The organism is Nocardia anocheti (assembly GCF_029675105.1).
Lineage (GTDB): Bacteria > Actinomycetota > Actinomycetes > Mycobacteriales > Mycobacteriaceae > Nocardia.
In genome coordinates this window covers 281,343-295,038 of the sequence record NZ_JAQQFV010000004.1, presented here as the reverse complement: position 1 = coordinate 295,038, position 13,696 = coordinate 281,343, and the positions used below count along the sequence as shown (strand labels likewise).

Genomic DNA, 13,696 nt, shown 5'->3' with positions numbered 1-13,696 from the left:
CGAGCGACTGAGGCCGTTCCTCAGCCCTGCGGGAGCAGGCGTGAACAAGCTAGCAGTGCACTACGACATTGATCGTTCTCGCGGGCGGATCTGCGAGGACGATCTCGAATTGCCCGCGCCCGTCGTCGCCCTCGGCTATCACCACAAGACCCCTACCGCGGCGGCCGATAGCCTCCAGTTCGTTCGCATTTCAGACGCGTTCGTACACAGTTTGCTCAGCCGATCGGAGTTGCTGCTCAATAGCTTCGGTCAGAGTGGGGTTCTCCACGATCAAGCCGAACTCGATGTTGTGATGTTCGGCACTGTGGGAGAAGTTGGCGCTGGTGACCAGCAGTATGCGGTGGTCGATGGCGATGAATTTGGCGTGGTTGGTGACATAGCGGCCGTCGTAGTCCTTGGTGCGGAACACGATGGCTGGGGCGAGGTGGCGGGCGACTTCCTTCGTCGTCGGAGATCTCGATTTCGGCGCTCGGTCGGCGGCCCGCGCGTCCATGTACACCTTCACGTGCACCGACGGGCGACCAGCGGCGCGGCGTAGCGCATCCCACAGCCCCGATGATCGTTGGAAGTTGAAGGTCGAGCAGATCACGGAGTTGTGGGCGCCGTCGACATACTCGACGATCGATGGGGTGAGTCGGCCGGTGTCGGCCAGCGGACCGGGCATGGTCCAGAGCTGGCCGAGCTTGGTTACCGTCGATCGGGCTCCCTGGATGCCGCGCAGGACCGCGACGGATTGCGAGGGGTCCAGCTGCCGCAGCAACTGGGTCGCTTCGGGACGGCGGTCGACGGTGAGTGCGGTGAGGGCGGTGCGGATGGTCGCGCCGGCGGCGAGTCGGTCGGCGATGTCCTTGGCTTCGGTGCCGGTGAGGTAGCGGCCCAGCAGACGGGCGATCTCAGCGGGGGAGTTGGAAGAATCCAAGGGTGCTCCCCGGTAGGTCGATGAGGAACCGGCGGTCGAGGAACCGGTTGGCGCGTTCACACGAGGTTTCCGATGCCATGACGCAGCAATGGCAGGCGGCGCCGTGGAGGAAGTCCTCTGGCGGACGGGGTGTCCGGTTGGAGCAGATCGGATCTGACGGGCAGCGCATCGCGCGGCGTAGCGCGTTGGTGACGACCCGCTCGAGCAACGCTGGTCGGCTTTGCTCGACGAGGCCGCCGAGGGTGCCGTCGCTGTCGGAGGCGGTGGTACAGATGAGAAGTCCTGCGGCGGCCGGGCGTTCGGGGCTGGCTTGCCAGGCGTAGAGGCGTTCACTCAGGCTGGCGGCGTTGTAGCCGCACGTCATCGCCAACTCGCGGATCAGGATGTGAGCGAGGCCGTGGACGAGCCAGTAGCGCGGCGGCTTGAGCCGGGTTTCGTGGTGCACGTCGGCGGCGGTATCGGAGTGACGGCGTTCGAAGTTGAGTTTGTGGGCCGCCGAATGCGCTTTCCAGACCTTGCTGCCGTACGTCCGCTTCTCCCACGCCGTGACAGCGGCTTCGTCGAGTTGCAGGAAGATGCCTTCGCCGAGATCCTCGGTGGCGACAGTCCATTTCGGTCTGGCCGCGCGAGCGATCGGGACGAAGCGTCGCTCGACGTCGTCGACCCGATCCATTTCGTCGATGCGGGTGAAGCCGAGCAGGGCGTTGACTTTGCGCAGCGATTCCACGGCCAACACTCGGGTGATCTGCGGTGGCAACGTTTTCCCACGATCACGTCGGGCCAGGGTGAGGCCGCTGACCTCGTCGCGCTGGCCATTGGCGTATGCGTCGTTGAGCAGATACTTCCACTCTGGGACGAGAAGTTGGATGGGGTCCCACTCGCGCTTCTGCTCGTCGGCGTCCTCGGGTTCCTTGTCGGCCAGTTCGACAACAGTGGTGAACTCGTCATCTGATAGGGCGAACGCCGCTGGCACCGACTGTTCGATGAGCGCTTTCAGCACGTCGATATCGCCGTGGAACTTGGCCAGATTGGAGCCCAACGCGATCCGCAGGAGGGTCGCCAGATCGCGGTAGTGCTCTTCCGGCGAGGTCACCGGCATCACGACCACCGACTGGGTCACCGGGAACCACAGGTTGGATGCGCCGATCAGCATCAGTCGGGTGTCGGCGCCGCATTTCTCGAACGCGTCGAGGTGCGGGTGCCTGCCGCGGCACTTCGGCAGCTTCTCGCGCCCGGCCGCCCCCTGAGCTTCGCTCATGCTGCGTGTCCTGCCGCACGCGGTGCAGTCGATGCTGGCTGCCGCGCCCTTGCCAGCGGTGCGGGTCGGCATCTTCAACCGAGGAACCTCCGCTTCAGTGCACGGCCTTCCTCGGTGTACCCATTCGTTGTAGGGGAATTCGTCGAGGTGGCCGTCGGCGCAGGCCAGCAGGTATCGGGCGGCGACAGCGTCGCGGCCCTTGGCCTTGCGGGTGCCCTTGCGCCCGGTGCAGCCGGTGTGTTCGAACGCGGCCTGGTCGGACCGAAATGGGTGCGTGTTGTGGTATTTGAACAAGGTCAACGGACCGAGAAGGTCGCAGCCGGTGCAGCGCAGCCACTGCGGGAAGACCCGAGCGGGCACACCGAGATCGTTGCCTTCGGTGGACATGGCGAGCTTTTGCGCTTGCCAAGGATGCGGCCGCAATTCAACGTCACGTGACTTCATCAACTTGGCCACGGCTTCGCGCAGGCGAGGAGCGTGAATGGTGCGGGAACCGTCGCGACGTTCGTAGATCCGGTCCCAATCATCGAGTCCGGTCGGCATGATCGTGAAGTTCGGCAGGTCCATCACCGCGCCGGGACCGTAGGTGTAGAGCAGCGAGGACGGTCGTGCGGAACCAACCTTCGCGCGATTGTGTTTGGTGCCTTTGGCTTTGAGCTTGTCCGCGTCGTCCAGCGGAGCGACGGCCTGGCTCGGGTCGTAGACGTAGTCGGCGTCGATGCTCACTTGGCGTCCTTCTCGTTGGCCTCGGGCATAACCCATTTCGGTGCGGTCAACGGCGCTTGGTAGTACAGGTTCGCTTCGATCGGGCTGACGAGCAGGTTGATCTCGGGCTGCACCTCACGCATGGAATTCGCCACGACAAAGGGCGGCACGTCGCGGTTGTCTGCGAGGGCCCTGCCATGCTCAGGGCTGATGATCAGCGGCGCCGAGCTGGATTTCCCGACGCGCTCGTAGACCAAGGTCTGCATCTGCTCCACGACTTGCGCGCGGCGCTTGAGCCACAGGTCGCGCCGCATGGTGAGCCGTTCCTGGGCGGACTGGGTAGCGTCTTCGCTGCGCGCTGCCCGGCCCATGCGGGCCACGAGAGCCTCGATCAGGTTGTCGACGAACTTCTGTTCTGCCTCGATGCGGCCGGCGCCGGTCTCCTCCGACAGGCCACCTGACTTCCCCGCCTGTAGGACGCGAGCAGCGCTGACGAGAACGCCGTCGATGCCTCGCAGTATCGAGGTCATCGAGTATGGTGTGACCGACAAGGCTTCGACCTTGGCGTAGAAGGTCTCGTGGTAGTGGCGGAACTGCTCGTAATGCGCGAGATCGCGTGGTCGAGCCCAGTTCCCCAGCGTGACGACCAAACCCGGTCGATTGTTGTCTCGTCCCACGCGTGAGGACGCCTGGATGTACTCGGCGGTGTTCTTCGGTTGACCGACGACCATCATCAAGCCGAGCCGAGTCACGTCGACTCCGACCTGCAGCATCGACGTGGCGAGTACCGCGTCGAATGGCTGGCGTGGCCGTCGTTTGGTGTGCACGGCACCCGAGCTATCGATGTCCGGATCGAACGGAATCGCCATCTCGTCGAGGGTTTGGGTGATGTTCGCGCCAGCGACTCGGGCGGTGAGCTCGGTGATATTGAGCTGGCCGATGGTCCCGTAGCGCTTGGGCAGGCCGCGTGACCACGGGCGCCCCTTGGCGAGCAGATCTTGCACGTCGTCGTCGAGATAGCGCTTCATACCGGCCAATTCGCGGGTCGCGCTGAAATACCCGACCAGCGTCATGTACGGGTCGGCCGCGGCTCCCGACCGATCGAGCAGCAGTTGGCCCGCGGCCATCAGAATCTCCGCGACGCGGATCTCCGCGGTCGTCAATCGGACACCAGTGGTGGAAATGCCGATGTAGCGACGACCGGGGTTTTCGTCGTCGATCGGGATCTCCTTGGAGAAGTAGGTGCGCCCCGCGTCGAGCACCTGGGGCGGGAAGATCGTCACGTCACGGCCATAGATCGCCTTTACCTGGTCGGCGGCATTGCGGGCGGTCGCGGTCGAGGCGACAACCAGCGGCTGTACCGGGCGGCCGTCGGCGGTGCGCCACGACGAGACCACGTCTATCCCGGCCTCGAACAACCCGACCGTTGTGCCCAATGCGCCCGTGATCAAGTGCAACTCGTCCTGGATGATCAGGTCCGGCGGACGTAACCGGGTCGCCGGTCGGATGGTCGCCCCCGAGCCGGGATGCTTGCTGCCGTCCTTGATCACGCAACCCGCGTAGTCGGTGTGCACATAGCCGTGCAGGTCGCACCGTTGCCTGACGTATCCGAACAGCGAGGCAGCCTCACCCTCGCGGGCGAGCCGCGCGAACTTGTCGACGGTCGCGATCACGAACGCCGGCGCGAGGCGGTAGATCTCCTCATCCACGGTCAACACGGGCAAACCGTCCTCGGCGGCACCGCCCTTGGCGAACGGGCAGTCGCTGAGCTCGTCGCCGCAGTACACGAACACCCGTTGCCGCGTGGGGTCGGGATGGATGTCGCGAGCGGTGATCCGATCGCCACACCACGGGCAGCGCTGGATCTGCAGCACGGTCAAACGGTGACCGCGCCCCTCGTTCACCTTCTTCAACTGGGCTTCGGCCTCTTCGAACCGCTTCGGGCTGACGTCGGTACCCACCCACAGGCCAATTCGGAACGGCTCAGACCCCCACTTGACCGCATCGGCGCGCCGGGTCATCTCCGCCGCGCACACCATTGCTGTCGCACGTTGAAACTGTTGTGCGGTCAGCAGTCTGAGCGTGTACCGCATCAGCACGGCAACGCCGCCGCCATCGAGCGGGCCGTCGAGGGTTTCGAGCATGCCTTGACGTCGCCTGATCGCGAAGGTGTAGGCCGCCAAACCGAGGTAGGCCTCGGTCTTGCCGCCGCCGGTCGGGAAGAACAGCAGCTGCGCTTTCGCCAGCTCACTCGAGCGCCGGTCCGCGGCGGGGTCGGTCAACATCGGCAGCTGCATCAGAATGAAGGCCAACTGAAAGGTACGCCACGAATGTGCCAGCGGTCCTTTGGCTTTGACCTTCTCACGGGCTTGCGCGATGGATTCCGCCGGATGCTGTGCACGGCGTTCGGCGACCTGGGATTGGATGCGCTGGGAAGCCATGACCGTGTTCATGAAGCGGAAGCACCGCAGCGCTTCGGCGTCATCGAGGAGATGCTGTAGCCCAGCCCGCAACTGGGCGTGCACGTTACGTGCCTCGGCGACTGCTTCGAGCGCGTCCGCTCGCAGGTGCTCGGGCATCTGCTCTGCTGCGGTCTGCTCACCGTCGAGCCACGCCGCGTAGCCGATCACGATCGGCTCCAACCCTGCTCGCAGCTCATCGATTCCGGCGCTCGCCAGTTGCTCCATGTCCAGCAGGGCGGCCGCGATCTCCTCGGCCCTGGTCTGCGGGGTTTGGCAGGTCGGCAGCCACGTCGTCCACACCGATCGCGCGCGCCGCGAACCCTGGGCGACATCCCAATCCACCGAACATGTTCGGCCGACCGCGAACTCGAGCCGGTCGCGGTATTGCAGGTTCAGCAACCGCAGCTCGTCGTCGAACTCGTCGTCATCCTCGATCAGCAGATCGCGGATAGGAAGGAACACCTCGTCGCCGCCTGCGGTGACGGCGAGCTTGGTCTGGAACAGCCATGCGTTGATGGGGATCTTGCCTGGCGTCTCCGCGTCATTGCACAGGGCGATCTCGATCAACCGGCGACCGCGCTCGGGGTCGTCGTAGCGGTCGACCCGCAGCACCACGGTGTCGCGCAGGTGGAATGCCGTGGTCTCCTTCGGGACCAGACTCGTGACGTTGACGACCGTGTCGATCGAGATCGGCGTCCGCTGGAATCGAGGAGCCGTTCGCTTACCGTCGTCATCGACCTCGGTCGGCAGCGCCTCGTAGGTGCCCCACGACGCGGTCACGGTGAACGATGCGAGATCCGAGGGGATTTGCAGACGCAATCCCATGGAAGCGGGGATGATCAGGCCCCGGCGTTGCGGGCCGTCCTCGACCGTGTCCTCTTCGGCGGTAGCTGCCGCATCGTCCACCGCCGTGAGCGGGACGCCACGACTCTCGAGCGCGTCGAGTTCGTCACCGACGTCGGTCGCGGGGTCCTCGTCCCAGCCTCGGTCTGTGAGGCGGGCCGGCGCGATCCGGCCGATCAGGTACGCGGAGTCGGGCGGACCAGCGAGGATCTCGTTCGGACCGCCCGCTGGGCCGAGAAGTTCGCGTTCAAGGATGTCGGCGAGGTTCTCCCGAGCGGTGACTGATCGGCCGTCGGGGTCGCGGGCGAGGAGGTAGGGGGCGGTCATTCGTCGTCCTTCTCGGCAGCGGGTGGGGCTTCGCCCTGAGCGGCGGCGCGGCGGTGGTTTTCCTCAAGGAGGCGGTCCAAGATCTCAACCCGTGCAGCGGGGGAAACCGTCCAGCGGAGCATGTTCCGGTAGGTGTGGAAGCCATGGTCGAGTGGGACGTCGTCCCAGCCGTAGGCCGCCAGCACCGCATGGTCCAGTTCGACGTGGATCTCGCGCAGACGGGTGATGTCCGGGTCGGAGGTTATGTCGGGGTCGTTGGCGAGGTTGTAGAGCTTGGTGAGACCGAGGTCGCGGCGGAGCATCATCTCACGGCGCTCAGAGTCGAGGGTTCGACCGACAGCATGGAGGAGATCGGTGGGAGCCGGACGTGGAAAGGTATCGAAGACGTCGGAGGGCATATAGCGAACGGTTCGCATTGTGGGGCCGTAGGTTAGTACCCAGACCTGGTGAATGTCCGATGCCAACAACGCTTGCAGTGCGAATGAATCTGTTGCGAAAACAATTAGACTGTGGCTGAACACCTGGCCGGTTGTAATGCGGCTAGGCATCAGGGTCTTGCTGGTTTGTGCGATAACAAGTACCTCGTCCAGTCCTGCGATGGCTTTCCGCATCGCTGGACGTTTTTCGCCGAATTGCCACCATCGGTCTCGCAAGGCCTTCCTATTTACCTTCTGCCGCTCCGGTTTGACTAGTTCGAGGATCCGGCCATACGGCAGTGAGTACTTTGCGGCAGCCTCCTCCGTACGGTCGTAGAAGTCGATCACCCATCGGGATGCAGACGCGTCTGGCCGCGAGTTGAGGTCTTCGGCGTTGAGATAGGGGAAGAGAACCTCGCTGTTTGCTGGGTTTGCAGCGAGCCATTCTGCTGCCTCGTCAGGTTCCAACACGAACCCCATGCCGACGACGATGCAACCCTGGAACGCTATCCCGCTGTTCTCCGCCAGCCGCACCGGGTTTCCGTCGACCCGACCGGCTGGTTCCAGCATGGCCGAGATCCGACGAACGGCGATGTCGTCAGCGACCCGGGGAATGTCGTCACCGATGGCTTGCAGGGTTCCCCACACAGCAGCGAACTTCAAATCGGCGCTGGCCGACGGCCACACGCGACTTTGAATGGCCCGAGTGAGAGTCAAATGGTCGGCTACGAGAGTGTCGAGACCGACTTCGCGTGTGGCGCCCTGGGCAATTGTGTTGGTTGCGATCAGGCCGAGGTTGCCTCGTGGTGTGAGAAGCGACACGGCCCGCAGCAGGAAGTAGGCGACGAGGTCCGCGCTGCCGCGTTGACCGTCCGCAAGGACGTTGACAAACCAGTCCCGCACTTCGGTGCCCATGGTGCCTGTAAGTTTCTGGCCACCGAGAAAGGGCGGGTTCCCCACAATCGCATCAAACCCGCCATGGTCAAACACATCCGGCACTGCCAGAATCCAATGCAATGGCTTCCAGCGTGCATAGTCGGTCTTCACCGAAGGTGTCAGCCCTGCTGCCTGAATCTCGTCAAGAGCGGTCCGATCCGCATCGGGACCGTCGGCGGGGTACGCCTGACCAATTGCCAGTCGAAGGCTCTCGTACGCCTCCGTGAGGGCCTTCCCCGGCTTACCTCCGAATTGCAGCCCTGCCGCCACCACACCATCAGCGATATCGGCGAGCTCGCGGGTCAACTCCTGAGTGCGCAGCAGCTGCCGCCGTTTGGCCGTCGCGGAACGCTGTGGGTCGGTGACGCTGACTTCGTGCGCGAGATCGCGGCGTATCGCGGCCACTTCGCGAAGTCGATCGTCGACGTCGATATCGGAGAACATCAACTGCGTGGCGTCGGGGTAGATGTGCTGGTGCTTCAACTGCTCGACGCTGGTCAGCCCCAAGAGTGCGTTCCCGTGGAAGATCTTGTCGTCCACGAACGAGAACGGCAGTTTCGGGTCCAACGACACCAGCCACAGCGACAGCTTGCACATCTCCACGGCCATCGCGTTGATGTCTGCGCCATACAGGCACGAGGCCACCACATGCCGTATGGCTTTGGTCCGCAGGTCATGTCCGGTTGCGGTGCCCTCCCGTTCCCACGCCTCGAGCAGTCGTTTGGCGAGGTAGCGTGCGGCGGCGACGAGGAACGCGCCGGAGCCGCAGGCGATGTCGGCGACTTTCAATCGCAGGATCTGATCTGACGACAGAGGTTTCCATTTGTCCTGGTCGGCGGTTTGATGCGGCCCAGGGGAGTAGACCAGCGGCTCGAGCGCGTAGCGCACGACCTCCTCGGCGAGATCCCTTGGTGTGTAGTGGGCGCCAGCCGAGGCGCGGGACGCGGTTTCCACGACGAGAACGCCGCCGGGGTGGACGACGAAAGGACGGTCGCGCAAGTCACGTCGAATGACACCGACGAAAGGACGTAACCGATCCCGCAACTCGGCGTCGGTGGTGATCGCACGCAACGCGCGGTCGGCGTCAGTGACCGCGTCGCCTGCTTGGATCGCCTTGGCGAGAGCGGCGGCGGTGGGACTGACCGCAGCTTGTTGGTGAGCTTTCGTCCAGGCGATCAGGGCGGTGGCGAGTTTCGCCGGGTCCGGGTTGGCTGTGGCGAGGGACTCCAGGACGCTCAGCGGGATCTCGGGCTCATGCCCCGCCTTGCCGATCAGCCCGACGGTCACCTCGTTGACGTCGGCGCAGGAATAGCCGAGCAATCCTTCGTAGATGTACCCGATCTGCTCAACATCGATGTCGCGGAATGAGATTCGGCTCGCGAAACCCTTGACGGTAGCGACCTGGACCGAAGCCAGCACAGCCAACATGACCCGGTCGCTCACCGCGATGAGCAGGCCCCGCTCGTCGCGAGCGGTGAGGAACTCGAACCGGTTCGGGTCGAAGAGCGAGCCGCCGTAGGACGGGATCCGCATGTCCTCGAAGGTAGCCCCTTGATACAACGCCGTTGTCGTGGCAAGTAGTCGATGCCAGGTCAGATGGGTGGCGTCGAGGGCTTCGGTCCCTTCGTCGCGGGCGCGGGCGTCAAGGAGATCGAGTTCCTCGCTGAGACCGTAACCGCGAGTGAACAATTCGCTCTCGGGCAGTAGTTGCCGTTGCTCGGCGAACAAGAGGAACACCACGCGCATCATCATCGTGACAGCGGCCTCGTATACCGCGCCACGATCGGCGGGGAGCGGGTCAGGTTCGCCGCGCTCGACGACCGTCAGCGCCGATTCGGAGAGGGCTTGAACGAGGAGTTCGACGGCTTGACGGACCTGGGTGCCGAGCGCCTCGGTGATCTCCTCAGCGGACTTCACCGATTCGGCGAACAGATTCGGCAACCGGTCCTGGGTGACCCCGGCGACGAGCTGGCGACGGGCGAGCAGGGCGAAGAACGCGTTGCGGGTCGCTGGTTCCTCGATCCAGGTGTGCGCGTCGACGATTCCAGAGGCGACAGATGCTTGCGGGCGGGCGCACACGACGCCCCACCAACGGCCGTCGGTGACCACGCCGATCGCCACACCTGCCTCGCGCAACAGGTGAGTCGTGCGGTCGATCGCACTGTCGGACCAGCCGTCGAGGCCGGGATCGCGCAGCGAATCGACCGGGTCGACAACGAGAACCAACGCGCCGACGAGGTCGCCGTGGACCAATGCGCCAGCGGAAGTGACGATGACTCGGTGGTCGGGAGAGCGGACGGTGTAGGTGCGTCCGGTGTCGTAACTCCCCGACCAGCCGACGACCTCGCGCAGGACCGTGCCGACCCAGGTGTCGCGTTCGGCGCGGTAGAGGTCCAGCGCCGACTCGTCGCGGTGGGTGTCCCAGTTCTCCCAAGCCTTCTCGAACGCGGGTTTCGCTTCGGCGAGTATGGCTTTACGGTCGGCGGTCAATGAGGGCATGCCTTGCGGCCACACTCGCTTGACGGCGGGCACGGAGAGGAACGGGCCCTCGGCGTCGACGAGTTCGAGCCAGCCCCGGTGAAGTTCGGTACTGGTCGGCGGCTTGCGCCTGGACTTTGTTGTCATCGCAGGGCTCCCGGCTCGGCGTCGGCGGGGGTGAGTGCGAACACCACAGCAGCGGCCGACACGTGCGGCTCGATGTCGCGGTAACGGTCCCGGATAGCCTCGACTTCGCGGCGCTCCTCATCGGGAATGCTGGCTTGGCGGTCTTGCATGGCGCGCAGGTCTTGGCGTCGTTGTCGCTGTTGGTCGCGTGCGATCTCGGGCAGGTCGAGGGTCATCAAACTCTCCTCGGCTTCGATTTCCCTGGTCAGGCGTTGCACATCCTGGATCAGCGCGGTGCGAAAGTTCGCGAAGATCTGACGAGCGCGCGCGATGTCGTCTTCTTCGCGGGTGCGCAGGGCTTCCGCGACACGCTTCTGGCGGGCTTGAGCGCGAGTGTTGATCGCGTCCAAGAGTTGCCCGCGCATTCGTGAGCCCTCGGTATTCCACAACTCGGCCAGCGTCATCCGCACATCTTCGCTGGCCAGCGTGAGGTTCTCCGCGTCGAGGGCTTCGTCGAGAACGTCTTCGACCTTGGTTTCGGCCATCGCGCGCCCGCGTAGCCGGACACCGGTGAGGAATACCTCCTCATGCAGGCGGAGCCCGCCTCGGCCGACCAGGACCAGACGTGAGACCGCGGCGACGCAGGACTGTGGCAGATCCTCGACGACCACCGCGGTGACCCGGTTGACCGGCGAGTCGACACCGAAGAGCGCGCCACGCAGAATGCGTGCCGACCGCTGCAAGAGCGCGTGCCCCAGATGGATGTGCACGAGATCTTTTCGGCCTTTGGCGGCTTCATCGTCGAAGGTGATCGGTCGGAGGAGGTCGGGTTCGAGTGCCGTGGTCAGTCCCCGCAGCGCGGGCTGCCACGCCGGGCCCAAGGCCGGGACCTCGAAGACCTGGGCGTCGGTCCGGTCATCGCCGACCTCGCTCAACAGTGGCTGTTTGGTGTGCTCGAGCGCGGTGTCCACGACGCGGCGGGCATTGCCAGGGGTGAGGTGCATTCTGGATTTGATCTGCGGATACCGCTGAGCCAGTTCGGTGAGCCGGGCACCGAGTCGGCGTTCACCCGCGAGTGCGCGAGAGATGGCTTCGTCACCGCTGTCAGGCGCGGCTTTGGCACGCCGTTTCGCGCTCGGGCTGTACCGGTCCTGCACCTCGGCGGCCACCACCTGGTTCATCTTGCCGAGGTCTTGGCGGGCATTGCCGACCTTCTCGGCGATACGGCGCATGAAATCGAGGTCGGCGGCGTAGGTGGCGGAACCGGCGTCCGGGGCGAAATGGAAGATCTCCGGTTGCTCGCGTTGCCCGTATCGGTCGATGCGGCCGATACGTTGTTCGAGCCGGGACGGGTTGAACGGCACGTCGTAGTTCACCAGGCGGTGGCACTGATCTTGCAGGTCGATGCCTTCACCGGCGGAGTCGGTGGCCAGCAGCACCCGCACCGGGAACTTCGATGGTTCGTCGGTGAACTGTTGCCGCACCGTCTCGCGGTCCTCGGCGGGGGTCGACCCTTGAATGACCGCGACCCGGCCGCGATAGCCCTTCTGGTCGAGGACACCCGCGATCCAGCTCAGCGTCGCGGCGTACTCGGTGAAGACGACAACGCGCTCATTGGTCCAGTTCTTGCCGTCAGGGCGGCAGATGGCGTCAAGGAAGTCGATCAGCGCGGTCAGTTTCGAGTCGGGACGGTGTTCGTAGCCGCTGCCCCACGCGACCAGGCCGGCGACCTCGGCCGGGGTGGCCGCGATGAGCGGGTCCGAGCCCTTGCTCTTGCGGAGGGTGTCGAACTCTGGTTGGTCCTGCTCGCCTTCCTCCTCGTCGGACTGGCCAAGGGACAGGACCTCTTGGAAGTACTCGTCGTCGTCTTCGGGGATCTCCGGCAAGCGTCCGGTAGCGGTGGACTTGTCGTAGAGCTCCAAGGTCTTGGCGAATGACCATGGGCTGGAGAGGAACCGCTTCTTCAACAGCATCGCGACGATGTCGGCGGATTGACCCGCTCGACCGTTCTTGCGGGCGCTGTCTTTCAAGATGCGTTCGAGCAGGCTGAACTTCTCCTGTTCGATCTCCGCTGGCGTGAACGGGATGTTCCGTAGCACACGGGTTTTGAAATCCAAGCTGGTGATGTCGGTCTTGAGCCGGCGGACGATGATGTCGCGCAGTGCACGCTCGTCGAGGGTGGCACCACGGGTGAACCGGCGCCCATCGATCATCTCGAGCAGCGCGGTGAACGATTCGGAGTAGCCGTTGTGGGGCGTCGCGGACAGGAATAGGCGGTGCTCGCAGCGCTGCGCCAACGCTCGGGTCGCGATGGTGCGCTTGCTGTCGATCGCGTAGCCACGTCGGCCGCCGACCGGGGTGGGGCTCGCCGGGGCGACATGGTGGGCTTCGTCGACGACAAGCGCGTCGAAGGCGTAGCGTCGCGCGCTGCCCGAATCGCGGACATCGGCATAGATTTCGCGCAGCAAACGCTGTGCCCGCAGCGACGGCAACCAGGCCATGCTGACGATCACACGGGGAAACAGACGAAACGGGTTCGCGCCCAGACCATGGCTGCGACGTACCTGGGCGATGAGCTCGCTGTTGACGATGACGAAGTCCAGGCCGAACTTGTCGCGCATCTCGTCTCGCCACTTCACCGACAGGCTCGGTGGGCACACCACCATCACCGAGCGCGCGCGGTGGCGCAGCAGCAGTTCCTGGATAACCAGGCCCGCCTCGATGGTCTTGCCGAGGCCGACGTCGTCGGCCAACAGCAGGTTCGTACGTGAGGAGTGCAGCGCGCGGCTCAACGGCTCGAGCTGGTAGGCCTCGATGTTCGCGCCACTTCGGAACGGTGCTTGGTAGGAGTTCGCGTCAGCGGAGGTCACCGCGCCCCAGCGCACCGCGTCGACGAACGCGGCGAGCGTGTTCGGGTCATCGAATCCGGTCGCGGTGATCGTCTCGGGCAACTGCTGTGGCGGTGCCACGGAGTGGCCGACCTCGAGCTCCCATACGACAGCCAGTTCCTCGCCGAGGCGGTCTTCTTCGAGGGACTGCAGTCGCGCGACATGCGTCAGCCGCGCGGCACCTTCGTCGGCCGGGCTACGGGGTAAGCCTTGCGGCCGGACCTCGGTGACCGCCCACGTCGACCCGCGCACGGTGACGACCTGACCTGGCTCGGGCACCTTCGGCATCGTTTCCCACACCCTTCGTTCCAGTTGGACCGCTCCACCGTATCGACCGT

5 protein-coding genes are annotated in these 13,696 nt (G+C 64.9%); all 5 read right to left on the bottom strand.

What is annotated here, in order from left to right:
- Positions 1-190 precede the first annotated feature (190 nt).
- The 5 genes from drmC to drmD are packed head-to-tail and all read right to left on the bottom strand — an operon-like array spanning position 191 to position 13,646.
- Positions 191-919 (bottom strand): DISARM system phospholipase D-like protein DrmC, encoded by a 729-nt coding sequence (gene drmC, locus QC180_RS12385; protein ID WP_278262839.1) that lies wholly within the window; start codon positions 917-919, stop codon positions 191-193.
- Entirely contained in the window at positions 894-2,903 is a 2,010-nt protein-coding gene (gene drmB, locus QC180_RS12380) for a DUF1998 domain-containing protein (RefSeq protein ID WP_278262838.1), read from the bottom strand. Before drmB ends, drmC begins: the two co-directional genes overlap by 26 nt.
- Complete coding sequence (gene drmA, locus QC180_RS12375) at positions 2,900-6,514, bottom strand: DISARM system helicase DrmA (RefSeq protein WP_278262837.1); 3,615 nt, start codon at positions 6,512-6,514, stop codon at positions 2,900-2,902. Before drmA ends, drmB begins: the two co-directional genes overlap by 4 nt.
- Positions 6,511-10,491, bottom strand: a complete 3,981-nt coding sequence (locus tag QC180_RS12370; protein ID WP_278262836.1) for an Eco57I restriction-modification methylase domain-containing protein — start codon at positions 10,489-10,491, stop codon at positions 6,511-6,513. Before QC180_RS12370 ends, drmA begins: the two co-directional genes overlap by 4 nt.
- Positions 10,488-13,646 carry a DISARM system SNF2-like helicase DrmD gene (gene drmD / locus QC180_RS12365; protein WP_278262835.1) on the bottom strand — a complete coding sequence of 1,053 codons (3,159 nt, stop codon included), beginning with the start codon at positions 13,644-13,646 and terminating at the stop codon, positions 10,488-10,490. The genes QC180_RS12370 and drmD overlap by 4 nt, the downstream gene beginning before the upstream one ends.
- Positions 13,647-13,696: the final 50 nt, after the last annotated feature.

What these genes read in the sequence shown, in the direction of transcription:
- drmA (WP_278262837.1), bottom strand. Translation starts at nt 6,514, where the DNA reads ATGACCGCCCCCTACCTCCTCGCCCGCGACCCCGACGGCCGATCAGTC.
- QC180_RS12370 (WP_278262836.1), bottom strand. Translation starts at nt 10,491, where the DNA reads ATGACAACAAAGTCCAGGCGCAAGCCGCCGACCAGTACCGAACTTCAC.
- drmD (WP_278262835.1), bottom strand. Translation starts at nt 13,646, where the DNA reads ATGCCGAAGGTGCCCGAGCCAGGTCAGGTCGTCACCGTGCGCGGGTCG.